The organism is Burkholderia sp. MSMB1459WGS, assembly GCF_001534535.1.
GTDB lineage: Bacteria > Pseudomonadota > Gammaproteobacteria > Burkholderiales > Burkholderiaceae > Burkholderia.
On record NZ_LPMU01000052.1, the window covers coordinates 147,501 to 173,045 of the forward strand.

At 64.5% G+C, this 25,545-nt stretch carries 14 protein-coding genes and 1 pseudogene; 11 read left to right on the top strand and 4 right to left on the bottom strand.

Going from position 1 to position 25,545, the window contains the following annotated elements:
* Window positions 1-59 precede the first annotated feature (59 nt).
* The 4 genes from WT97_RS20230 to WT97_RS20245 all read left to right on the top strand — a co-directional run bounded on the left by WT97_RS20230 (window position 60) and on the right by WT97_RS20245 (window position 12,132).
* Window positions 60-9,488: a hemagglutinin repeat-containing protein gene (locus tag WT97_RS20230; protein WP_060354235.1), complete on the top strand. Its 9,429-nt coding sequence runs from the start codon at window positions 60-62 to the stop codon at window positions 9,486-9,488.
* 7 nt (window positions 9,489-9,495) lie between these two features.
* Complete coding sequence (gene cdiI / locus WT97_RS35120; RefSeq protein WP_269434743.1) at window positions 9,496-9,825, top strand: toxin-immunity protein system imunity protein CdiI; 330 nt, start codon at window positions 9,496-9,498, stop codon at window positions 9,823-9,825.
* A gap of 105 nt (window positions 9,826-9,930) precedes the next feature.
* Entirely contained in the window at window positions 9,931-11,691 is a 1,761-nt protein-coding gene (locus tag WT97_RS20240) for a ShlB/FhaC/HecB family hemolysin secretion/activation protein (protein ID WP_059794817.1), read from the top strand.
* Window positions 11,692-11,829: 138 nt separating this feature from the next.
* Entirely contained in the window at window positions 11,830-12,132 is a 303-nt protein-coding gene (locus WT97_RS20245) for a hypothetical protein (RefSeq protein ID WP_082741981.1), read from the top strand.
* Between the two features lie 622 nt (window positions 12,133-12,754).
* Here WT97_RS20245 and groL read toward each other — a convergent pair.
* From groL to WT97_RS20260, 3 genes are all read right to left on the bottom strand, one after another.
* Window positions 12,755-14,395 (bottom strand): chaperonin GroEL, encoded by a 1,641-nt coding sequence (gene groL / locus WT97_RS20250; RefSeq protein ID WP_059794813.1) that lies wholly within the window; start codon window positions 14,393-14,395, stop codon window positions 12,755-12,757.
* 12 nt (window positions 14,396-14,407) lie between these two features.
* On the bottom strand, window positions 14,408-14,698 hold the full coding sequence (locus WT97_RS20255; protein WP_011694564.1) for a co-chaperone GroES: 291 nt from the start codon (window positions 14,696-14,698) through the stop codon (window positions 14,408-14,410).
* A 193-nt stretch (window positions 14,699-14,891) separates the two neighbouring features.
* On the bottom strand, window positions 14,892-15,842 hold the full coding sequence (locus WT97_RS20260) for a LysR substrate-binding domain-containing protein (RefSeq protein ID WP_060354236.1): 951 nt from the start codon (window positions 15,840-15,842) through the stop codon (window positions 14,892-14,894).
* A gap of 163 nt (window positions 15,843-16,005) precedes the next feature.
* Here WT97_RS20260 and WT97_RS20265 point away from each other — a divergent pair, with 163 nt between their 5' ends.
* From WT97_RS20265 to WT97_RS20275, 3 genes are all read left to right on the top strand, one after another.
* Entirely contained in the window at window positions 16,006-17,160 is a 1,155-nt protein-coding gene (locus tag WT97_RS20265; protein ID WP_373558397.1) for a M20 aminoacylase family protein, read from the top strand.
* 73 nt (window positions 17,161-17,233) lie between these two features.
* Window positions 17,234-18,016, top strand: a complete 783-nt coding sequence (locus tag WT97_RS20270; protein WP_059794808.1) for an ABC transporter substrate-binding protein — start codon at window positions 17,234-17,236, stop codon at window positions 18,014-18,016.
* A 148-nt stretch (window positions 18,017-18,164) separates the two neighbouring features.
* A complete protein-coding gene (locus WT97_RS20275; RefSeq protein ID WP_059794806.1) occupies window positions 18,165-19,349 on the top strand; it encodes a porin in 1,185 nt (394 codons plus the stop codon).
* Between the two features lie 97 nt (window positions 19,350-19,446).
* On the opposite strand, the gene WT97_RS20280 is transcribed toward WT97_RS20275, so the two are convergent.
* Window positions 19,447-20,466, bottom strand: coding sequence for an NAD(P)-dependent alcohol dehydrogenase (locus tag WT97_RS20280; RefSeq protein ID WP_059794803.1), 1,020 nt, complete (start codon window positions 20,464-20,466; stop codon window positions 19,447-19,449).
* A 128-nt stretch (window positions 20,467-20,594) separates the two neighbouring features.
* Between WT97_RS20280 and WT97_RS20285 the strand changes: the two genes are divergently transcribed.
* The 4 genes and pseudogenes from WT97_RS20285 (at window position 20,595) to WT97_RS20295 (ending at window position 25,543) form a co-directional block, all read left to right on the top strand.
* Window positions 20,595-21,548, top strand: a complete 954-nt coding sequence (locus tag WT97_RS20285; protein WP_059794800.1) for a LysR substrate-binding domain-containing protein — start codon at window positions 20,595-20,597, stop codon at window positions 21,546-21,548.
* A pseudogene (locus tag WT97_RS33200) lies at window positions 21,524-21,706 on the top strand (EamA family transporter); the annotation flags it as partial. The gene WT97_RS20285 and the pseudogene WT97_RS33200, both read left to right, overlap by 25 nt.
* Window positions 21,707-21,941: 235 nt before the next feature.
* Window positions 21,942-23,249, top strand: coding sequence for an MFS transporter (locus WT97_RS20290; RefSeq protein WP_059794797.1), 1,308 nt, complete (start codon window positions 21,942-21,944; stop codon window positions 23,247-23,249).
* A 347-nt stretch (window positions 23,250-23,596) separates the two neighbouring features.
* The gene (locus WT97_RS20295) at window positions 23,597-25,543 is read left to right on the top strand and encodes an arylsulfatase (RefSeq protein WP_060354237.1); all 1,947 of its coding nucleotides are present in this window, start codon (window positions 23,597-23,599) and stop codon (window positions 25,541-25,543) included.
* The last annotated feature ends 2 nt before the right edge of the window (window positions 25,544-25,545 follow it).

Genomic DNA, 25,545 nt, shown 5'->3' on the forward strand with positions numbered 1-25,545 from the left:
TCGTGCGATGTTCGATGTCCGTGAGAGCGGATCGGGTGAATCGCGAGTAGACCAGGATCATGAATAAAAAACATTATCGGCTGGTATTCAGCCGTGTGCGCGGTATGTTGGTTGCGGTTGAAGAAACCGCCAGTGCATCAGGTAACGCAGGGCGGGGCGAAGTCGGTTTCGCCGTTCGTTCGCCGCACGCATTCGCAAGCTTCACGCTTCGTCATGTGGCACTCGCCGTACTGGTTGCGGCCGGCGTGATGCCGATATGGGCCCATGCCCAGGTTGTCGCGGGCGGCGCGCACGCCCCGTCCGTAATCCAGACTCAGAACGGACTTCAACAGGTGAACATCAACCGCCCCGGCTCGTCGGGCGTGTCGATGAACACGTACAACCAGTTCGACGTACCCAAGCCCGGGATTATTCTCAATAACTCCCCGATCAACGTCCAGACTCAACTGGGCGGCATTATCGGCGGCAACCCGAATTTCCAGGCCGGCGACGCGGCGCGTCTGATCGTCAATCAGGTCAACAGCAACAACCCGAGCTTTATTCGCGGCAAAGTCGAGATCGGAGGCGCAGCCGCGCAACTCGTGATCGCGAATCAGGCCGGCTTGGTCGTCGATGGCGGCGGCTTCATCAATACGAACAGAGCCACGCTGACAACCGGCAATCCGAACTTCGGGCCTGACGGAGCGCTCACGGGTTTCAACGTCAACCAGGGCTTGATTTCGGTTGTCGGCGCGGGGCTCGACACGGCCAATGTCGATCAGGTGGATTTGTTGGCCCGAGCCGTACAGATCAACGCGAAGGCTTACGCGAAGACCCTGAACGTGGTGGCTGGTTCGAACCAGGTCGACTACACCACCCTGAACGCTACGCCGATTGCGGGCAACGGCCCCGCGCCCACCATCGCGATCGATGTCAGCCAGCTCGGTGGTATGTACGCGAACAGGGTGTTTCTCGTGAGTTCCGAGAATGGCGTCGGTGTTGCGAACGCGGGCGACATTGCGGCTCAAGCGGGCGACCTGACGCTGCAAGCGAACGGTCGCCTCGTGCTGTCGGGCCAGACCAATGCGGCCGGCAATATGTCTTTGTCGGCATCGGGTGGTATCCAGAACAGCGGCGTTACGTATGGCAAACAGTCGGTTACGGTCAACACCGGCGCTGCCGATCTGACCAACAGCGGCGCGTTGACCGCCCAGCAGAACCTGACCGCCAACGTCGGCAGTCTCAACTCGACGGGCACCCTTGGCGCGGGCATCAACGCCGACAGCACGGTCGGCACGAGTGGCGATCTGAGCGTTACGGGCAGCGGCCAGTTGACCGCGACGGGTACCAACAGCGCTGCCGGCAACGCGACCTTCACCGGTAGCGGCGTCGATCTGTCGAACAGCGCGACGGCCGCCAACGGCAACCTCGCGCTGACCGCGACGGGGGGCGATGTGAATCTGACTGGCTCGACCGCCAGCGCCAAGGGCGCCGTGAACGCGCAGGCGAGCGGCACGGTCATCAACGACCGGGGCAATCTGTCGAGTGGCGCGGGCATGACGCTCGGCGGCGGCAACCTGTCGAACCAGGGCGGCCGCGCCAGTTCGCAAGGCCCGCTGTCAGTGCAGATGGCCGGCACCGTGTCGAACCAGAACGGCATGCTGAACTCCCAAAGCACGGCCGAGGTTCGCGGGAGTGCGATCCAGAACAATGCAGGGCTGATTCAAAGCGCAGGCAAGCAAACGATTGCTGGCGCATCGGTCGACAATAGCGCGGGTCAGCTGATTTCCCTGAATGCTGACGGCTTGTCGGTGACCGCAACCGGTGCGATCACGAACGCTGCCGGCACGAACGTGAGCGGCGGCCTGGGCGGCGTCATCGGTGGCAAGGGCGACGTCACCGTACAGGGGAACACGGTCGCGAACAGCAGTTCGGTATCGGCCGACGCGAACCTGCACGTGATCGGCCAGAGCATCGACAACGGTAACGGTATTCTGCACGCCGGACAGACCACCACCGTCGACGCCGGCAATCATTTTGCGAATGCCGGCGGCCGGGTTGAGGGCCAAAGCGCCGTGTTGAACGGCGCGACGCTGGACAACTCCCAAGGCACGATCAATGCGGCGATGGTTTCGCTGAACGGTTCGACGCTGCTGAACCACGGCGGTACGGTCACGCAGACCGGCACCGGCCCGATGACGGTCGCGATCACCGACACGCTGGACAACTCGGACAATGGCCTGATCCAGACGCGCAGCACGGACCTGTCGCTCACGCCCGCTACCCTGATCAACGACAACGGCGGCACGATTACACATGTCGGCACGGGCACGCTGACGGTCGGCAACGGTTCGGGCACGGTCAGCAACAAAGCGGGCGCCATCGCCAGCAACGGCCGAACCGTCCTGCAAGGCACGACGATCGACAACTCGGCTGGTTCGGCGTCCGGCCAGACGGGCTTGAGCGTCAACGCGGCCGACTCGATCACGAATGCGAGCGGCAAGCTCACGTCGAACGCCAACGTGGACCTGACCGCGGGCGGTGCCGTGATTAACGACGGCGGCGAACTCGGTTCGAAAACGGCCGCGACGACGATTCATAGCGGCTCGCTGTCGAACCTCGGCGGCAAGGTCGTCTCGCCCACGCTGACGGCCACTGTCGCCGGCCTGATCGACAACAGCCAGAACGGCGACATCGAAGCCAATCGGCTTTCGTTAACTGCCGCGAATCTGAAAAACCAGGGTGGCCGCATTTCGCAATGGCAGAACGGGCCGACCACGCTCGCCATTTCCGGCACGCTCGACAATTCGAATGGCGGTGTCATCCAGACCAACAGCACTGACCTGACGCTCGCGCCGGCCGCACTAGACAACTCGAAAGGCACCATCACGCATGGTGGCACCGGCACGCTGACGCTCGCACCGGGTAATGGCGCGGGGGCCTTGCAAAATATCGGCGGCACGATCGGCACCAACGGGCAGGCCATCGTGAAGGCCGGCAGCCTGGACAATGGTAGCGGCGTCATTGCAGCGAAATTGGGTCTGTCCGCCACGACCGCTGGGGCGATGAACAACGCTCAGGGTCTGATGCGCTCGAACGCGGCGCTGTCGATCATCAGCAACGGCGCGCTGTCGAACCAGCAAGGGCACATCGAGGCGGGCACGGCCGGCGACACGAGCACGCTGTCAATTCAGGCCGCGTCGATCGACAACACCGACGGCGCGGTGCACGACTTCGGCAGCGGCGCGATGAACGTGCAAGGCGGCAGCCAGATCGTGAACAGCCACGCTGGCGGTGTCGACGGCATGGGGCAGATGACCGGCCAGGGCGACGTGACGATCGGCGCGGCTTCGATCTCGAACACGCAAGGCGGCCAGTTGATGGGCGCGAACCTTCGCGTTCAAGGCGATAGTCTCGACAACTCAGGGGGGCAGGTCGGCAACGTAGCGAATGCCACGGGCGACGTGAGCGTCGCGATGTCGGGCGCGGTGACGAATGCCAACGGGTCGCTCACCTCGACGCGCGACCTGTCGGTAGCGGCTTCCACGCTGCTCGGCGACGGCACGTACAGTGCGGCGCGCGACGCGGCGATCAATCTGCAAGGCGACTTCACGACGACGCCGCAAACGCTGTTCAACATTGGTCGCGACCTGACGTTTACGTTGCCGGGCACGTTCGCCAACAGCGCGAACCTGCAATCGGTCCGCAACCTGACAGTCAACGCCGGCAACATCGTCAACACGGGCGCGATCACGGCCGGCAGCCTGCTCAGTACGCATTCGGGCGACCTGACGAACTATGGCGCGATGGTCGGCGGCAGCGTCGCCATCCAGGCCAGCGGCACGGCGTCAAACCTCGGCCCGGTCGCGTTGATCGGCGCATCGGACACGGCGGGCCTGCTCGAAATTCTTGCGCACGACATCGAGAACCGCGACGACACGACGCTGGGCGACTCGATGCCGACCACGACGATCTTCGGGCTCGGCAAAGTGGCTTTGGCTGGCGGCAAGGATGCGAGCGGCAACTATACGAACGCGGCGTTGATCAACAATGCGTCGGCGGCGATCCAATCGGGTGCTGCGATGGAACTGCACGCCGACAAGGTCACGAACACGCGGCGCGTGATGCAGACTTCGGGCAACACGAGTCAGGTCGATCCCGCACTGCTGCAACAGCTCGGCATCAGCATGTCGGGGTGCGCCGCTTACTTCATGGCAGCCTGTAGCGGTCAAGACGTTCACTGGGTCAACATCTTTCACGACCCGAACGATCCCAGTTACGATCCCGCGCCGATCATCGCCGCGCTCAAGGCGCAGCCGGGTGGCGTCTTCACGGTACCGCCGAACGGCGGCCAGTGGAACAGCGGTTATCAGTACACGACCTACGAGGGCAAGGCGGTCGCCAACACCGTGACGAAGCTGAGCCCGGGCGCGCAGATCGCGTCGGGCGGCGATCTCGACGCGTCGACGGTCAAGACGTTCCAGAACTACTGGAGCAGCGTGACGGCGGCCGGCAACATCAAGCAGCCCGCGAGCCTCGACATGGACGGCTGGGGCGCAACGGGCCAGCAGGCGCCGGGCGTGACGGTCACGTATTCCGGGTACTACCACTACAACAACTACGACAACACCGAACACAACTGGACCTTGCCGTTCGGCGACAAGCCGTTCGTCGGCGGGCCGGGCGGCTATACGCAGGCCGCGCCGGCCGACGTGCGGCAATACAGCTTGCCCGACTATCGTTCGACGTGGGGCGCAAACGGCACGATCTCGGGCAACGGCGTGAGCGTGAACAACACGGCGGCCAATGCGACCATTCCGTCGCTTGGCCTGCTGCCCGGTCAGGCCGTGCCGGGACTGACGATCGGCACGGTGAGCGGCAATGCAAGCGGCACGCAGTCGGGAGCCGCCGCGATCAAGGGCGGTACGCCGACCTGGGTCGACCCGGTCATCGCGAGCGCGACGGCCGTGAACGTGCTGAACAACCTGACGATTCCGCAAGGCGGCCTGTATCGTCCGAATCCGGCACCGAACCCGACGTACCTGATCGAGACGAACCCCGCGTTCACGCGGATGAACAATTTCCTGTCGAGCGACTATTACCTGAATCAGATCGGCGTGAATCCGCTGACGACCGAAAAGCGTCTCGGTGACGGGTTCTACGAGCAGCAGCTCGTGCGCAACCAGGTCACGCAACTGACGGGTAAGGCGGTGTTGGGGCCGTATACGGACCTCCAGGGCATGTATCAGTCGCTGATGCTCGCGGGCGCAGAATTGTCGAAGTCGCTGAACCTGCCGCTCGGCATGAGCCTTTCGGCGCAGCAGGTGGCCGCGCTCACGACCAACGTGATCATCATGCAGACCGAGACGGTCGGCGGCCAGCAGGTATTGGTACCGGTCGTCTATCTGGCCAAGGCCGATCGGCAGAACGCGAACGGTCCGTTGATCACGGCCGGCAATATCGATTTGAAGAACACGCAGGTCTTCACGAACAGCGGGACCGTGAAGGCGGACACGACGCTCGCGCTTCAGGGCAAGCAGATCGACAACGCGTTCGGTGCGCTGCAAAGCGGTGGGCTGATGTCGCTCGATACGACGGGCAACGTGGACCTCACGTCGGCCAACGTGAAGGCCGGAAGCCTCGACCTGAACGCGGGTAACAAGCTGATTCTGGATACCGCGACGCAGACGACGCACCAGGTCAGCCGCGACGGCGCGACGAGCGACAAGACGACGCTCGGGCCGGCCGCGAACCTGAACGTGGCCGGCGACGCGTCGATCAAGACCGGCGGCGACTTCCAGCAGAACGCGGGCAATCTGAACGTCGGCGGGAATCTGAACGCCAATATCGGCGGGAACTGGAATCTCGGTGCACAGCAGACCGGCGAGCACAAGGTCGTGCAGCGTGCGAACGGCGTGTCGGATACGGACCTCAACGGCGCGACCGGCAGTACCGTGAACGTCGGCGGCAAGTCGGCTATCGGTGTGGGCGGTGACTTGACGGCGCAAGGTGCGCAGCTCGACTTCGGCCAGGGCGGCACGATCGCCGCGAAGGGCAACGTGACCTTCGGTGCGGCGAGTGTTACGTCGACGATCAACGCCAACAGCTCGGGTGACCAAGGGAATCGCAGCTATGCGGAAACCCGGCATGGGTCGGACCAGGCGCTGACGGGCACGACCGTCAAGGGCGGCGATACGCTCAATGTGGTGTCGGGCAAGGACATCAACGTCATCGGCAGCACGATCGACCTGAAGAAAGGCGATGCGAACCTGCTGGCGGCCGGCGACGTGAATGTCGGGGTGGCCACCGAAACGCATGAGTACAACTCACGTGAGACGCACAGCCATAGTGGCGTCGTGAGCGGCACGAAAATCGCCAGCTCGCAGGATGCAACCTCGACGATCGCGAACGGCAGCCTGATTTCGGCGGACGGCGTGTCGATCGGCAGCGGCAAAGACATCAATGTTCAGGGTAGTACGGTCGTCGGGACGAAAGATGTGGCGCTGAACGCGGCGCACGACGTGAACATCACGACGTCGCAGGACACCAGCCAATCATCGACTACCTATCAGGAACAGCATTCGGGCTTGATGTCGGGCGGCGGCCTGTCGTTCTCGGTCGGTAACAGCAAGCTCGCACAGCAGAATCAATCGTCGAGCATCACGAACAATGCCAGCACGGTCGGCTCGGTCGACGGTAATCTGTCCATCAACGCGGGTAACACGCTGCACGTGAAGGGCAGCGATCTGGTGGCAAGAAAGGATGTCACCGGAACGGCGGCGAACATCCTCGTTGATTCGGCAACCGATACCTCGCACCAGGCACAACAGCAACAGACGAGCAAGAGCGGGCTGACTGTCGGCCTGTCGGGCTCGGTGGGCGATGCAATCAACAATGCGATCAGCGAGACGCAGGCCGCGCGCGAGTCGGCGAAGGACACCAACGGGCGTGCGTCGGCGCTGCATAGCATCGCGGCGGCCGGCGACGTGGCATTCGGCGGCATGGGCGGAGCAGCGCTGCTGAACGGCGCGAAGGGGCCGCAGGCCCCGAGCATCGGCGTGCAGGTTAGCGTCGGTTCGAGTCATAGTTCGATGCAGTCGTCGGAAGACCAGACGATTCAGCGCGGTTCCAGCATCAATGCGGGCGGGAATGCAAAGTTGATCGCAACGGGCAACGGCACGCCGAAGGACGGCAACATCACGATCGCCGGCTCGAACGTGAACGCCGCCAATGTTGCGCTGATCGCGAACAACCAGGTCAATCTCGTCAACACGACCGATACGGACAGGACGCAAAGCTCGAACTCGTCGTCGGGATCGAGCGTCGGCGTGTCGATCGGCACGAACGGCATCGGCGTGTCCGCGTCGATGCAGCGTGCGCATGGAGACGGCAATTCGGACGCCGCGATCCAGAACAACACGCACATCAATGCTAGCCAGACCGCGACCATTGTGAGCGGCGGCGACACGAACGTGATCGGCGCGAACGTGAACGCGAACAAGGTCGTGGCGGACGTGGTCGGCAACCTGAACGTGGCGAGCGTCCAGGATACGACCGTGAGCGCCGCGCATCAGTCGAGCGCGGGCGGTGGCTTCTCGATCAGTCAGGCCGGCGGTGTCGGTGGGAGTTTCAGTGCGCAGAACGGTCACGCGGATGGCAACTATGCCGGCGTGAACGAGCAGGCCGGCATCCAGGCCGGTTCGGGCGGGTTCGACGTGACCGTGAAGGGCAACACCGATCTGAAGGGGGCGTATATCGGCAGCACGGCCGATCCGTCGAAGAATAGCCTGACGACCGGCACGCTCACGACGAGCGACATCGAAAACCACTCGCACTACAGCGCGAACAGTGCGGGTTTCAGCGCTGGTGCATCGGTCGGGCCGAGCAACAAGGCAGTTGGCCCGTCGTCGGTATCGGGCTCGGGCGGCGTCACGCCGATGGTGTTCCAGAACGACAGCGGCGACCAGAGCGCGACGACGAAGAGCGCGGTGAGCGCAGGTACGATCAACCTCACGAAGCCGGGCGAGCAGACGCAGGATCTCGCGAACCTGAACCGCGATGCGACGAATCTGAACGGGACCGTTTCGAAGACGCCCGATGTACAAAAGATGCTGTCGCAGCAGGCCGATACGATGAATGCGGCGCAGGCGGCGGGACAGACGGTGTCGCAGGCGATTGGTCTGTATGCCGACCACAAGCGCGACGCAGCATTGGAAGCGGCAGACAAAGCCTACAAGGCTGGCGATTTGGCGGGCGCGCAGGCGGCGTTGAACGAGGCCAAGGGCTGGATGGAAGGCGGTGCGTCGCGCGCGGAACTGCAGATGGGTGGCGGCGCGCTGATCGGCGGGCTCGGCGGCGGCAGCGCGCTCACGGCGTTCGGCGGCGCAGCGGGAGCGGGCATGTCGTCACTGCTGGCGAACCAAGCCGAGAAGATCAGTAAATCGGTGGGCGATACGACCGGCTCGTCGCTGGTCGGCAATATTGCCGCGAACGTCGCAGCGACGGTCGGTGGCGCACTGGTTGGCGGTAGCGCGGGCGCGGCGATGGCGTCGAATGTGCAGCTTTACAATGCGGGTAACGACTCGGGGAACCAACAGTCAAACGACATTTTCGCAGCGTTGTCGAAGAAGGTCGCGCAAGCCATCGTCATGACGGGAGATGCCAAGGTCGGTGTCTGGAACGGGATGGTCAACGTTGCGGGTGCGATCGTCAATATTCCGAACGGCGGGCCGTTTGCTACGCCGGGTGATCCGGGCTACATTTCGCTGGATGGGCTGAAGAAACCGTATAAGTCGGGAACGTCGGTTGGCCCTGAGATGGAATTCTGGACGCCTGTTCTGGCGACGTTGGGCCTCGGTGGCAAAGCGGCAGTCGGAACTGACGCGGCAGCAACATCAACTGATGTTGCTACGGTTAGAAACGGTGCGCTGAAGAATGCGAGTGGTGATCTCTCCGCGGCAGCCAATTCGGCGAGAAATCAGCCGTATGGTCAGGGAGCAAGCGCCAGTCAGTCTCCGGGAACCCAGGGGGCAAGCTCAGGTAGTAATATCTCAGCATCAAACGGTTCATCGAGTCCCACGACAATTGTTGCGAGCAATCCAGTTGATCTGAATGCTTTCGATCGATTGAACGTTGTTGATCCGGCAGTAGGTAAATTTAGACCAGGTGAAGCCGGAGCAGCGGCAGAGCTTGAAAATTATCTGGGTGGCACGCTCCAACGTGCGCCTCAGGGCTCCTCGGTTGATTTTGTATTCAGCTCCGGGCCGAACAACGGTAAGACCGTGGATTTTATGCTTACGCCGGATACGGTCGCGCAGGCGGCAAAGATAAATCAGTTTTTTGATAAAAATCTTAATAATTTCATGAACACTCTTTCGGATCATGCGGCTGCTGCGGATTTTGTGCCGTTGGATTCTAGATTTCTGAGTGAGGCAAACAAAGCATTGCTTGTCAAGGCTATTGGCAATCTCCCGCAAAAACTGCAGGCGAAGATTATTCTGATCAAGTGAGGCGAAAATGGCGGGATCGATAGTTATTTCTAAAGAAGTGCGCGTCCCTGTGAGTACGAGTCAGTTCGATTATTTGGTCAGTCGAATCGGTGATCAATTTCACTCGTCCGACATGTGGATTAAGGATGAGGTTTACCTTCCTATGGAAGAGGGGGGGATGAGCTTTATCTCAACGGAATCGTTGAACTCTAACGGGCTGTCAATTTTTCTGGCGACTGTGATGCGGGCTAGAGCCGCTTCTCAGGCTGAGGAATCGTTTCCCCTATACGAGAATGTATGGAATCAATTGGTTGAGAAGTTGCGGCAGGATGCGCGGCTCGGAGTTTCGGGGAATTGATTTAAACCTCAGTCATGGTGAGGCGCTGATGCGGATTGATGATCAGTGTTGTATCGATAACGGAGATGTTTGTTGTCTATTCCCATCAATTCAAAACATAACTAAATGAAAACGACCAGACGGCTGGCGGTTTTACCAATCACTACTCTGATCACGCTTGCTGCGCAAGCACAACAGGCGCCGTCTCCCAGTGACCAGGCCGCCGCTGCCCGCGCGAACGCCGAGCAGAATCAGCAAGCTCAGCAGCGCCGTGATGCGCTGCAGCGAGAAGCCACCGTGCAAGCGCCGGGCGTGCGCTCGGACGTGCCGCGCCCGGAAGCCTATCCGGTATTGCCGACCGAAACACCGTGCTTTCGAATTGATCATTTCGGGCTCGACGTGCCCGACTCGCTATCGGCCGCGTCAAAGGCGCAAGGCGCATCAGCCTTGCCGATGGATCGCTTCGCCTTTGCGCGCGACTGGCTCGCGCACTACGCCGGCCAATGCGTTGGTAAGCAAGGCGTCGACCTGATCGTAAAAGGACTATCACAAGCCATCCTCGCACGCGGCTACATCACTACCCGCGTACTCGTTCCAGAGCAGGATTTGTCCACCGGCACATTGAAGCTTGCCCTGATTCCGGGCGTGATCCGCCACGTGCGTTTCGAGGACGAAAAGTTGCGCGGAACGTGGAAGACCGCATTCCCGACTCGCGACGGCGACGTGTTGAACCTGCGCGACATCGAACAAGGGCTCGAGCAGATGAAGCGTGTCTCAAGTCAGGATGTGTCAATGCGGATTGCACCGGGCGACATGCCTGGCGAAAGCGACGTCGTCCTCGACGTGAAGCGCGGCAAACCATGGACCGTCGTGGCGTCCATCGACAACTCGGGCACGCGCGCAACCGGCAAACTGCAAGGCAACGTATCGCTTGGCATCGATAACCCGCTGGGCTTGAACGACATTTTCAACGTCGGTTTCAACCAGGACCTGGAATTTGGCGACAAGCGTTTCGGTTCGCACGGCTGGAACGCGTTCTACTCGGTTCCTTGGGGTTACTGGACCGGCACGCTATCGGCCTATACCAGCACGTACTTTCAACCGCTCGCGGCCGTGAACCAGACGTTCGTTGCCAGCGGCAACATGAAGACGGTCGACTTCAAGCTCAACCGCGTACTGAGCCGCAGCCGGAACGATGTGTTCGGTGCACAGGTTCGCCTGACGCGCCGTTTCGGCGACAGCTACATCGAAGGCACGACGATACCGTCGTCGCACCAGAATGCGACCTTTCTCGAATTCGGGCTGAACGACCGACACTATTTCGGCTCGTCGCAGTTCGACGGTTCGCTTGCCTATCGCCAAGGGCTCGGATGGCTTGGCTCGACCGACAGCATGTTCGCGGCGGAGGGTGGCCAGACTTACAGATTCAAGATGGTCGTGCTCGATGCGAATTTGTCGACACCGTTCGTCATCGGTACGCAGCCGTTCAAATACGTGACGACCTTTCATGGTCAGTACACAGGCAACACGGTGTCGTACCTCGACAGCGTCACGATCGGCAGCCGTTATACCGTGCGGGGATTCGACGGCGAAACGCTGCTGGCAGCATCACGCGGGTTCTACTGGCGCAATGAGTTGCAGGTCCCGATCGCGCAGACCGGGCTCGCGGCCTATGCCGGGCTCGACTACGGCCGCGTATGGGGACCGGAACCGGTCGCCTTGGTCGGCACGCAACTCGCCGGAGCAGTGATCGGCGTGAAGGGTAGCGTCGCGACGCGCTTCGGCGCATATGCCTACGATCTCTTTGCAGGCACCCCGGTGTACAAGCCTTCCGGATTCGAGACCGCGCGCATAACACTTGGGTTTCAGCTTACGGCGCAATTCTGATCGAGACACGTAAAAGCAAAGAGCCATTTGCGGAAGCCCCTGTCGGGCATCTGGAGCAATTGGTCGCAATTCGTTAGCCGGTGCGATGCAAGAGGCAACCTGGGGGTAAGCCATCCGTTGCCGATCGTGGAGATATCAATGCTGAAAAATGCATGGGCCGGAAATGAGCCTCTCTGGAAAGTCTGGTGGGGACTCGGTATTCCCACCGGAGTGGCCATGTTTTTGATCAACGTCTGTGTCCGGCACATGGTTGATCTGTCGACGCCGAAGATCTACCTGGTACCGCTGCTCTGCTTGCAACTCGTATTGATCGCCGCATGGGTACGCACTGCCTGGATTTGTGCTCCGAACGTGAGGCATGGTCTGTGGATGTATCTTGCGCGAATCTGGCTTGTACTCTGGCTGCTTTCACTGGTTCAGCAAACGTTGCGGCACGGGTGAGCACCCGCGGTTCTGCGCGGTGTTACAAAGCTGGTCGGTCCGGCTTGATTTATCTGGAATCGAGATCGCTGTCGGACAGCTTGACGCCGTCGGCACGTGAACGTTCGCCTTCTATCGAACCCATCCTCAGCCCTGTCACCGCCGCAACTCGCGGGGCGTGAGCTGCCCATTCCATTGCCTCGAACACGAGATGACGGATTGGTTCATCCGGCCTTTTAAAACTGTTCGATGCACGACATCGAACGGTCATCGCCTTCCATTTCCAACCTGCCGCCGACCGCGCTGTGATAGCGCGCGGCCGTCGTTGCATTTCCTGCGGCGCTGATCAGGCAATAAATTATTGTTGGTTCTGCTTCCCCGACTGCACTCGCATAGTGGTGCTTCGATGTTCGCCCGCTTGCGGCGGCCTTCGCGGGCCGCCGCAAGCGTTTTCATGCTGCCCGGTCAGACACGCAGCGACCGGCTTCTTCTCGACGCTGAAACCGTAGCGCGGCACGCACGCCGGATCGGCGCCGGCAGCACACTACGCCCGAGCCTTCCTCCGTCGACAGTTCATCGATCGTGGCAGGGTCCTGCCTGGCCGCGCGCACGCCGGCGAACCGGCGCGCACGCTGCCACGTCGTCAGAAATCGAATCCCGGCCCGCCCGCGCCCGGGCCGCCCGGGGCGGCAGCCGGCGCCGCATCCTTCGGTGCTTCGAACACGGTCGCATCGGTCGTCAGCAGCAGTCCGGCCACCGACGCCGCGTTCTGCAGCGCGGTGCGCGTGACCTTGGTCGGATCGAGCACGCCCGATTCGACGAGGTCGCCGTACTCGCCCGTCTGCGCGTTGTACCCGAAGTTGCCCGTGCCTTCGGCGACTTTCGCGACGACGACGCTCGCTTCCTCGCCCGCATTCGTGACGATCTGGCGCAGCGGTTCCTCCAGCGCGCGCAGCACGATCTTGATGCCCGCGTCCTGATCGGCGTTCGCGCCTTTCAGCTCGCGAATCGCCTGCCGCACACGGATCAGTGCGACGCCGCCGCCCGGCACGATGCCTTCTTCCACTGCCGCGCGCGTCGCATGCAGCGCGTCGTCGACGCGATCCTTCTTCTCCTTCACCTCGATTTCGGTCGCGCCGCCGACCTTGATCACCGCCACGCCGCCCGCGAGCTTCGCGACGCGTTCCTGCAGCTTCTCGCGGTCGTAGTCGGACGTCGCCTCGTCGATCTGCACGCGGATCTGCTTCACGCGCGCTTCGATGTTCTTCGCATCGCCCGCGCCGTCGATCACGGTGGTGTTTTCCTTGCCGACCTCGATGCGCTTCGCCTGGCCCAGATCAGCGAGCGCGGCCTTCTCGAGCGTCAGGCCGGTTTCCTCGGCGATCACCTGGCCGCCGGTGAGGATCGCGATGTCCTCGAGCAGCGCCTTGCGGCGATCGCCGAAGCCCGGCGCCTTGACCGCGACCGTCTTCAGGATGCCGCGGATGTTGTTCACGACGAGCGTCGCGAGGGCTTCGCCTTCGACGTCTTCCGCGATGATCAGCAGCGGCCGGCCCGACTTGGCGACCTGTTCGAGCACCGGCAGCAGATCGCGGATATTCGAGATCTTCTTGTCGTGCAGGAGGATGTACGGGTTTTCGATCTCGGCGATCTGCTTGTCCGGATTGTTGATGAAATACGGCGACAGGTAACCGCGGTCGAATTGCAGCCCCTCGACGACGTCGAGCTCGTCGGCGAGCGACTTGCCGTCCTCGACGGTAATCACGCCTTCCTTGCCGACGCGGTCGATCGCTTCGGCAATGCGCTGTCCGATCGACTCCTCGCCGTTCGCGGAAATCGTCGCGACCTGCGCGATTTCCTTGCTGGTGGTGGTCGGCTTGCTGATCTTCTTCAATTCGTCGACGGCCGATGCGACGGCCTTGTCGATGCCGCGCTTCAGGTCGAGCGGATTGAGCCCGGCCGCAACGTATTTCTGGCCTTCGCGGACGATCGCCTGTGCGAGCACGGTGGCTGTCGTCGTGCCGTCGCCGGCCGCGTCGCTGGTGCGCGACGCGACTTCCTTCACGAGCTGCGCGCCGATGTTCTGCAGCTTGTCCGCGAGTTCGATTTCCTTCGCGACCGACACGCCGTCCTTCGTGACGACGGGCGCGCCGAAGCTGCGTTCGAGCACGACGTTGCGACCCTTCGGCCCGAGCGTGACCTTCACCGCGTTCGCGAGAATGTTGACGCCTTCGGTGAGCTTCGCACGGGCGACGTCGCTGAAAATGATTTCCTTGGCTGCCATGATTGCGCTCCGTTATTGATTGACGACCGCGACGATGTCTTCCTCGCGCAGCACGAGAAACTCGTTGCCGTCCACCTTGACGGCTTGCCCCGCGTACTTGCCGAACAGCACGCGCTCGCCGACCTGCAGGTCGGGCACGATGCGCTGGCCGTCCGTGTCCTTGCGGCCGGGGCCGACGGCGATCACTTCGCCCTGGTCGGGTTTTTCGGCTGCGCTGTCGGGAATCACGATGCCCGATGCGGTGGTGGTTTCCTGATCGAGTCGCTTCACGATCACGCGATCGTGCAAGGGGCGTAGGCTCATTTTTTTTCGTCCTGTGCTGTTCTGTCGAAATTGGCTGGCACTCTTTAACAGAGAGTGCTGACGAGTATAGAAATGCGCGGCGACGCGATCCAATAACGGATTCGGAAAAGCATTTGCGCGAATGCGCTTTGGGAGCGGCGCCGGCTCGGGCGCACGGAGGCCGTCGCCGGACACGACGCGCGACGCGGGCGCGTCAGATCAGCAGCGACACCGTCCTGAACAACGCGAGATCGTCCTTGCGCGCGGAGCGCGCGTGCCGCCGGATGACCTGCAGCAGGCAATCGATGAAGCAGCGTGCGGCCTCGCTCAGCGTGCTGCTGCGGCGCGTGACGATGCCGAGCTCGCGCGGCTCGAAGCTCTCCTTCAGCGACAGCGCGCGCATTCGCTCGCCGAACGGCGGCACGGCGGCGAGGATCGACGGGCACCACGTGCACATGTCGGCCTGCTCGAGCATCGTCTGCAGCATCGCGACCGATTGCGCGCGCACGATGCGTCGCTCGTCGATCTGCGCGCCGTGGCGCGTGAACAGGTAGTCGACGAGCGCCGCCTGGCCATCCGCCGCGAAATTCAGCACCCAATCGTTGTCGAGCAGGTCGTGGATCGATCGCGCGCGTTCGCGCGGGTGGCCGGCGCGCACCATCACCGAGGTCTCGTAACGCAGCATCGGCTCGAACGCGAATTCCTGCGCGCTGCCCGGCTGCACGTGCCCGAGCGCGAAATCCATGGTGCCGTCGCGCAGTAGCGGCTGTGCGACGGCGATCAACGCTTCGTAGAGTTCGAGACGCACGTCGGGCGTCCGTTCTCGAAAACGCAGCACCGCTTCCGCCAGGAACGTCATGGTGAGCCACGGCGTGACGCCGACGCTCAGCCGCCCCTCGACGCGCCCGCGCATCCGTTCGAGATCGCTCTGCGCGTGCTCCAGTTGCTTCAGCACGAGCTTCGCATGCGTGAGAAGGGTTTTCCCGTATTCGGTAAAACCGATGCCTTCCGGCGCGCGCACGAGCAGAGGCAGGCGCTCGCTTGCCTCCAGCTCGCGCAACGCGCGCGTGACGGCCGCCTGCGACAGCCCGAGGGTGCGCGCCGCGCCCCGGATGCTGCCGGCCTCCGCGCTCGCGACGAGCGCCTGCAACTGATGCAGCTTCATGGTGCGATACCCGACAACGAAAGGTTGTCATCATAACGAAACCGCGGCTGTTCGCCCGGATTTTCGCTGCATACGATCCCGTCACGATCCGCCCTCCGGCGATCGGCAACCGGAACGTAGCGAAGGAGTATCGGGGTTGGGCCAGACACGAATTTTTCCCGAAATGGCAGCGATCGAAGCCGAGATGATCGCGCTGCGCCGCCGGCTGCACGCGCATCCCGAGCTCGGCTTCGAGGAACGCGCGACCGGCGATCTCGTCGCCGAGCACCTGACAACATGGGGTTATCGGGTGGAGCGCGGCCTCGGCGGCACCGGCGTGGTCGGCACGCTGGCGCGCGGCGCCGGCAAGCGGCTCGGGTTGCGCGCGGACATGGACGCGTTGCCGATCCGCGAGACGACCGGGCTGCCGCATGCGAGCCGGCACGACGGCGTGATGCACGCGTGCGGCCACGATGGCCATACGGCGATGCTGCTCGCCGCCGCGTGCTGCATCGCGGTGCGCGCGCGTTTCACGGGCACGCTGAACCTGATCTTCCAGCCGGCGGAGGAAGGGCTCGGCGGCGCGAAGCGCATGCTCGACGACGGGCTGTTCACGCGGTTCCCGTGCGACGCGGTGTTCGCGATGCACAACGTGCCGGGGTTGCCGGCCGGCGTGCTCGGCTTCTGCGACGGCCCGGCGATGGCGTCGGCCGACGAGGTGCGCGTGCGCGTGGCGGGCCGCGGCGGGCACGGCGCCGCGCCGCACACGACGGTCGATCCGGTGGTGGTCTGCGCATCGATCGTGATGGCGCTGCAGACGATCGTGTCGCGCAACGTGAATCCGCAGGAGCTGGCGATCGTCACGGCGGGCGCGATCCATGCGGGCGCCGCGTCGAACGTGATTCCGCCGCACGCGGAGCTCGAACTGAGCGTGCGCGCGCTGTCGCCGGACGTACGCACGCTGCTCGAGCGGCGCATCCGCGAGGTCGTGCACGGGCAGGCCGCGAGTTATGGCGCGACGGCCGAGATCGACTACCGGCACACCTATCCGGTGCTCGTCAATCACGCGGCGGAAACGGCATTCGCCCGCGAAGTCGCGCGCGAATGGGGTGGCGACGGCGCGCTGATTCCGCAGCTGCGGCCGATCGCGGCGAGCGAGGACTTCGCGTTCATGCTGAACGCGTGCCCGGGCAGCTACCTGTCGATCGGCAACGGCGACGGCAACGGTGATGGCGCGACCGGATGCGGGCTGCACCACCCCGGCTACGACTTCAACGATGCATGTCTCGCGACGGGCGCGAGCTATTGGGTCGCGCTGGCGGAGCGATATCTCGCGTGACGCGGCGCACGCGGCGAACCGGCGCCCGATGCGCCGGACGAATTCGATTCACGATCTACACGAGGAGACGGCAATGAAGCAGTGGATGGCGGCGCTCTCGATGGCGCTGGCGGCAGGGGCCGCACATGCAGGCGACTGGGCGGGCAAGGATATCCGGCTCGCGGTCGATCCGACCTACCCGCCGCTCGAGTACAAGCTGCCGGACGGCACGCTGACCGGGTTCGGGATCGACATCACGAATGCGCTGTGCGCGGAACTGAAGGCGCGCTGCGTGTGGGTCGAGTCGAGTTTCGACGGGATGATCCCGGGGCTGCTCGCGCGCAAGTTCGACGTGATCGCGTCGTCGATGACGATCACGCCGAAGCGGATGCAGCAGATCGCGTTCACGAACCGGATCTCGAACGCGCCTGCGCGGCTGATCGCGCGCAAGGGTTCGCCGTTGCTGCCGACGGCCGAATCGCTGAAGGGCAAGCGGATCGGTGTCGAGCAGGGCTCCGCGCAGGCCGACTATGCGATCGCGAACTGGCAGCGGGCCGGCGTGCAGATCGTGTCCTACCCGAACCAGGACCAGGTCTACGCGGATCTCGTGACGGGGCGGCTCGACGCGGCGTTCCAGGCGTCGATCGCGGCCAGCGACGGTTTCCTGAAGAAGCCGCAGGGCAAGGACTTTGCATTCGCCGGTGAAGCGATCGACGACACGAAGTACTTCGGGCAGGGCGACGGGCTCGGTCTGCGCAAGCAGGACACCGACTTGCGCGACGCGTTCAATCGCGCGCTCGCGACGATTCTCGCAAACGGCACGTATCGGCGGATCAACCGGAAGTATTTCGATTTCGACATCTACGGCGCGAAGTGAGCCGCGCGGCGTGCTGTCGGCGCGTCGCACGTGAGGAGACCCCGCGCGCGATCGACCGCGCGCCGGATACCGGGAATGACCGCCTGCACGGCCTGCGAATCGCGCGGGCATTCACGTGCAGGCCCGGAAAAACGAATAAGGATAACGAATGAACTGGAGAATTTTTTTCGTCGCGATTCCGGCGCTGTGCGCAGCGCCTGCGTTCGCGCAGGGTAGCATCACGCTCTACGGTCTGGTCGACGCGGGTATCGACTATACGAACGACGTCGGCGGCCACGGTGCGTGGCAGATGGCGAGCGGCTTCGCGCAGGGCAGCCGCTGGGGGCTGAAAGGCGCCGAGGATCTCGGCGGCGGCTATAGCGCGCTGTTCCAGATCGAGAGCGGCTTCAACGTGAACGCCGGCACGCTCGCGCAGGGCGGGCGCATGTTCGGGCGGCAGGCTTATGTCGGGCTCGGCAGCACGCGCTACGGCACGCTGACGCTCGGCCGGCAATACGATTCTGTGGTCGACTATCTCGCGCCGACGACCGCGAACGGGAGCTGGGGCGTCTATCCGTTCTCGCATCCGCTCGATAACGACAACACGGGCAACACGTTCCGCGTCGACAACACGGTCAAGTACGCGAGCCTGGATTTCTCTGGTTTCTCGTTCGGCGGCACCTACAGCTTCAGCAACGACACGGGCTTCGCGAACAACCGGGTGTGGAGCGCCGGCGCGCGGTACGAGCACGGCGGGCTGCTGGTCGGCGCTGCGTTCCTGAACGCGAACGACCCCGGCGCGACGTCCGGCGGCGCGGTCGCGGGTTCGGGTTCGGTCGGCGCCGATGCGAACTTTGCGTCGGCGCGGCTGCGAATCTTCGGGGCGGGGATCAACTACACGGCCGGGCTCGCGACGGTCGGCTTCGCGTACACGAACAGCAACGTCACGCGTCCGACCGCGAACGTCGGCTACCTGTTCGGCGACGAGACGATCGCGCCCATGACGGGGCTGCTCGCCGGCGGCACGGTGACGGCGATCAAGTACCAGAACTTCGAGCTGAACGGCAAATACCAGTTCACGCCCGCGTGCTTCGTCGGCGCGCAGTACGTGTACACGACGGTGCGCTACGACGCGACGACGGGCAGCGCGAAGCCGAAGATCCATTCGATCGGGCTGATGGCCGACTACGACCTGTCGAAGCGAACGGACGTGTACCTGATGGGCGCGTATCAGCGGGTTGCGGGCGACGCGACGGGTTCGTCGCTCGATCGGGCGCTCATCCCCGGCGCGGCGGACCTGTCGTCGACGTCCAAGCAACTGATGGTGCATGCGGGGATTCGTCACCGGTTCTGACGGCGTGCGGTCAAGCGGCGGTAACGGACGAAGGAAGACTCGTCGCCCGTCGCCGCCGATGCGCGTGCGTGACCGCGCATCGCGCCGCTTTCTCCCGTCACGCCGCGACGCGAATCACGACCTTGCCGAAATGCTGGCCCGACTGCAGGTATGCATAAGCTTCCGGCGCTTCGTCGAAGCCGAACACGCGATCGACGACGGGCCGGATCCGCTTCGCGTCGACGAGACGGACGACGTCGTCGAGCATCGCGCGGCTGCCGACCATGATCCCGTGAAGCCGCCGGATGCCGCCGATCAGCGACAGCAGCCCGAGTTCGGGGCCGCCGAAACTGCTGAGGCCGCCGATCACCGACACGATGCCGCCCAGCTTCGTCGCGGCGACCGAGCGCGGCAGCGTGTCGCGTCCGCCGACCTCGACGACGAGATCCGCACCCGCGCCGTCGGTGAGCCGCAGCACTTCATGCTGCCATTCGGGCGTCGCGCGATAGTTGATCGTTGCATCCGCACCGAGTGCACGCGCGCGTTCGAGCTTCGCGTCGCTCGACGATGTGACGATCGTCCGCAGCCCCGCCGCATGCGCGAGCTGCAGCGCGACGATCGATACGCCGCCCGTGCCGAGCAGCACGACGGTCGAGCCGGGGCCTGCGCCGCCGTCGGCGAACAGCGCATTCCAAGCGGTCACGCCCGCGCACGACAGCGTCGCCGCCTCGTCGTAGTCGAGATGCGCGGGAATCGCGACCAGCGCGGTTTCGTCGGACACGAAGTGTTCGGCCAGCACGCCGTCGAATTGCGCGCCCGGCGAACCCGAGACTTTCGCCGGCGTGGGCGGCCCGTCGATCCAGCGCGGGAAATACGTGTTGATCACGCGATCGCCGGGCTTGAAGCGCGTGACGTCGCGGCCGGTTTCGACGACTTCGCCCGCGCCGTCGGCCACGGGAATCAGCGGCGCGTCGCCGATGCCGAGATAATCGCCGCGCGCGAACATCAGGTCGCGATAGTTCAGCCCGGCCGAGTGGATCTTCACGACGACGTCGGTCGGCCCGACCGGCCGACGGGCGGCGTCGATGCGCCGGAGCCCGGCGACGCCGTCGCCCGGTTTCAGTTGCCATGCATGCATGTTCGACTCCTGGTTCGATGGGGACGGGACTATCATAGTGTTGCGTGTGGGGACGCATTGGCGAGAGTTTGGCCACGAACTGTTTCCATGCGGGACACAAACCTGCGAACGAACCGGAGCGGAATCACATGGACGAGCGGCTGAGAGGCGTCGCGGAATTCGTTGAGGTCGTGGAGTCGGGCAGCTTCGCGGCGGCGGCGCTGCGCGTCGGCGTCACGCGTTCGGCGGTCGCGAAGGTCGTCGCGCGGCTCGAGCACCGTCTCGGCGTGCGGCTGCTGCAGCGCACGACCCGCCAACTCAACCTGACCGACGAAGGGAGCGTCTATTACGAGCAGTGCCGGCGGTTGCTGGCCGAACTCGGCGAAACGGAGGCCGCGCTCGACGCGGGCCGGCGCGAGCCGTCCGGGCGGCTGCGCATCAGCGTGCCCGTGCTGTTCGGGCGGCAATGCGTGGCCCCGGTCATGCGGCGTCTCGTCGAGCGCCATCCGCGGCTCGAAATCGACGTGTCGTTCAGCGACCGCGTGGCCGACCTGATCGACGACGGCTTCGACATCGCGGTGCGCATCGGCGAGCTGGCCGATACGAGCGCGCTCGTCGGCCGGCGGCTGGGCGTGCAGCGCATGGGCATCTGCGCATCGCCCGCGTATCTCGAACGTCATGGCCGGCCGTCGGGGCTCGACGAACTCGCGTCGCACGTCGGCATCGCGTATTCGCGTGGCGGGCAGCCGGTGCCGTGGCGGATCATCGGCGCGGACGGCCAGGCGCACGACCACCGCGTGGCCGGGCGCCTGCGGTTCGACGACCTGCAGGCGATCGCCGAGGCCGCCGCCGCCGGCGCGGGCCTCGCATGGCTGCCGTGCTGGCTGATGGCGCCGTACCTGCGCGACGGCCGGCTCGCGCTGGTGATGGACAGCAACAGCGTGTCGGGCGCGGAGGTGTTCGCGGTGCGGCCGAAGTCGCGGCACGTGCCGTCGAAGGTGCGCGTCGTCGTCGATGCGCTGGTCGACGAGATCCCGCGGGTGCTGGCGTCGGATGACGGAGACAGGCAGGGGGCGCCGCATCGACGCTCGCATACCTCGTGATCTGCAATTCGCCGATCGCGATCTCGCTGTTGTTCATGATGGTGCGATACGGCGAAGCGTCTCGCGTGTCGGCGCCGTTCTTCCCGATTTCGCCCGCGACCGTGCCCGTGCCGATTGCGCTGGTGGCGCTCGGCGAGACGAATGGCATGCTCGCATGACCCTGCATGGCGCTGGCGGCGGCATGGCTGTTTCTCGTGATGCGTTACTGAACGCACAGGCTGACGGGCTTTCGCTGGCATCTCACATATCGAGACGACGTCCCGGTAATTGACGCGAATTTCGCGCGGCTCCTAGACTGGCTTGCATGACGCCGCGCTTCACTCGGCGCGACGATGCCGCCGCCGTGCGCGCGGCGGCCATACCGTCCCGCGAGACGATCCAGGAGACAAGCCGATGACCGCCGCCGCCCCGCAGTTGCACGCCGTCACGATGCGGCGCCTGAACCTGCGCCTGATTCCGTTCCTGATGCTGCTGTACCTCGTCGCGTATATCGACCGCTCGAACATCTCGGTCGCGGCGCTGCAGATGAACGCCGACCTCGGCCTCAGCGCCGAAATGTACGGACTCGGCGCGGGATTGTTCTACGTGACCTACATCCTGTTCGAGGTGCCGAGCAACCTGTTCCTCGCGCGTGTCGGCGCGCGCCGCTGGATCGCTCGGATCATGATCACGTGGGGCCTCGTCGCGGCCGCGATGAGCGCCGTCCATACGCCGGGGCAACTCTACGCGATGCGCCTGCTGCTCGGCGCGGCCGAGGCGGGCTTCACGCCGGGCATCATCTACTACTTGTCGGCGTGGTATCCGCAGAGCGATCGTGCGCGCGCGATGTCGTTCTTCTATATCGGCGCGACGCTCGCTTCGGTGATCGGGTTGCCGTTGTCCGGCGCGCTGCTGAACCTGAACGGCATGCTCGGCGTCGAAGGCTGGCGCTGGCTGTTCCTGCTCGAGGGTGTGCCCGCGCTGCTGCTCGGCTTCGTCGTGCTGCGCCGCCTGCCCGACACGCCCGCGCACGCGCGTTGGCTGCCGGCCGACGAGCGCGCGTGGCTCGAAGCGACGCTGCGCGACAGCGCGCCGCGCGAGCACCTGTCGCACGGCGTCGCGCTGCGGCGCGCGTTCGGCGATGGCAAGGTATGGGCACTCGCCGCGTTCTGGCTGCTGCAGGCGTTCGGCACGATCGGCCTCACGCTGTTCCTGCCACTGCTCGTGAAGAGCCTGTCGGGGCAATCGAGCTTCGCGGTCGGCAGTCTGTCCGCGCTGCCGTTCCTGTTCGCGTGTGTCGCGATGTATCTGAACGGCCGGCATTCGGATCTCGGCGGCGAACGCGCGTTACATCTCGGCGTGCCGATGCTGGTGGCCGGCGCATTGCTGGTCGCGGCGATCTATACGCCGGTGCTGCCTGTCGCGTATGCGCTGCTGGTGCTCGCGGTCGGCTTCAACTGGGCCGCGACGCCCGTGTTCTGGGCCGTGACGACCGAGTATGTGTCGGGCCTCACGGCCGCCGCTTCGATCGCGCTGATCAATGCGGTCGCGAATATTGCCGGCCTCGCGCTGCCGCCCGTAATGGGGCGGATCAAGGACGTCACGCATTCGTACGACCTCGCGCTGCTGCTCGTCGCAGTCGCGTTGCTGGCGGGCGGCGTGCTCGCGCTGCGGATCGCGTCGCGACGTGCGATGCCGGTGGTGGCGGAGCGGGCGGGGTGAACGTATGTGAACGCGTTACCCCGCTTCCGGATGAGGCACTTCGCGGCGTTATCGATGTTCGTCGTTTTTGTTCGATAACAGGAAGCAAGCACCGCCTGACGCCAGGAAGAGCCATGCCAGTTTCTTTGTTCGCTCCATCGACAGACCCTTCGCAGGTCGAGAGAATTTTCAGTATTTCCGCGATTTCAGCATTCGTCGATCGATGCGTGCATGTGCTGGCGCCGATATTCATTATCCGATCGAGGACGCATATTCCCCCACCCCGTTAGCATGTGACGAATCCGACTTTGGGCGCCGCGCGCGCGACGCTAAGATCGCCGATCCCGTAGATCGAGCGTTCCACAACAATGAAAAAGTCCGCGTCGCCGTTGCATGCTTTCCGTTTCCGTGTCGTCTGCGCCGCGATCGCCGGCGCGGTGTCGCTCGCGTCGTGCGGCGGCGTCGACGGCGATCCGCCGCCGCAGGCCAGCGCGGCGCCGTCGGCCAAGCGCCCGAACATCCTGTACATCATGGCCGACGATCTCGGCTATTCCGACGTCCATGCGTTCGGCGGCGAAATCAACACGCCGAACCTCGACGCGCTCGTCGCGTCGGGCCGCATCCTGTCGAACCACCACACGGGCGCCGTCTGCGCGATCACGCGCGCGATGCTGGTGTCCGGCACCGATCATCATCTCGTCGGCGAAGGCACGATGGGCGTGCCGACCGACGAGCGGCGCGGGCTGCCCGGCTACGAGGGCTATCTGAACGACCGCGCGCTGTCGTTCGCGCAATTGCTGAAGGACGCCGGCTATCACACGTATATCGCGGGCAAGTGGCACATCGGCTCGGGGATCGTCGGCAGTACGACGGGCAGCGGGCAGACGCCCGACCAGTGGGGTTTCGAGCGCAGCTACGTGCTGCTCGGCGGCGCGGCGACGAACCACTTCGCGCACGAGCCGGCCGGCTCGTCGAACTACACGGAAGACGGCCGCTACGTGCAGCCTGGCCAGCCCGGGCAACCGGGCGCGGGCGGCAGCCCGGCCGTGTTCTATTCGACCGATTTCTATACGCAGAAGCTGATCTCGTACATCGATGCGAACAAGCAGGACGGCAAGCCGTTCTTCGCATACGCCGCCTATACGTCGCCGCACTGGCCGCTGCAGGTGCCCGATCCGTGGCTGCACAAGTACGCGGGCGTGTACGACGCCGGCTACGATGCGATCCGCAACGCGCGGATTGCCCGACAGAAGGCGCTCGGCCTGATACCCGCCGATTTCAAACCGTTCGACGGACTGCCGGAGACGACGGCCGCATCGCCCGCGACCGCGAACGACGGCAAGGCCGGCGCGAAGTACGTCAGCGCAGTGCATTCGGCCGCGGACGGCTACGTCGACTACGGCGCCGGCAAGGTCGACAAGCTGTGGTCGAGCCTGTCGCCGGCCGAGCGCCGGGCGCAGGCGCGCTACATGGAAATCTACGCGGGGATGGTCGAGAACCTCGACTACAACATCGGACTCCTGATCCAGCATCTGAAGGACATCGGCGAATACGACAACACGTTCATCATGTTCCAGTCGGACAACGGCGCGGAAGGCTGGCCGATCGATTCCGGCGCCGACCCGACCGCGACCGATACCGCGAACGCGCAGGAGCCGACCTATTCGGCGCTCGGCACCGACAACGGCAAGCAGAATGCGCAGCGCCTGCAGTACGGGCTGCGCTGGGCCGAAGTGAGCGCGGCGCCGTTCCGGCTCACGAAGGGCTATTCGGGCGAAGGCGGCGTATCGACGCCGACCATCGTGCACCTGCCGGGCCAGTCGCAGCCATTGCCGCCGCTGCGCGCGTTCACGCACGTGACCGACAACACGGCCACGTTCCTCGCGGTCGCGGGCGTCACGCCGCCGTCGCAGCCGGCGCCGCCGCTCGTCAACACGCTGACGGGCGTCGACCAGAACAAGGGCAAGGTCGTCTACAACAACCGCTACGTGTATCCGGTCACGGGCCAGTCGCTGCTGCCGGTGCTCACGGGCTCGGTGACGGGCGAAGTGCACACGACGGCGTTCGGCGACGAAGCGTACGGCCGCGCGTACCTGCGCAGCGCCGACGGCCGCTGGAAGGCGCTGTGGACCGAGCCGCCGCTCGGGCCGCTCGACGGTCACTGGCAGTTGTACGACCTCGCGTCGGATCGCGGCGAGACGACGGACGTGTCCGCGCAGAACCCGTCGGTGATCGGCACGCTCGTCGACCAGTGGAAGGCCTACATGAGCAGCGTCGGCGGCGTCGAGCCGCTGCGGCCGCGCGGCTACTACTGAGC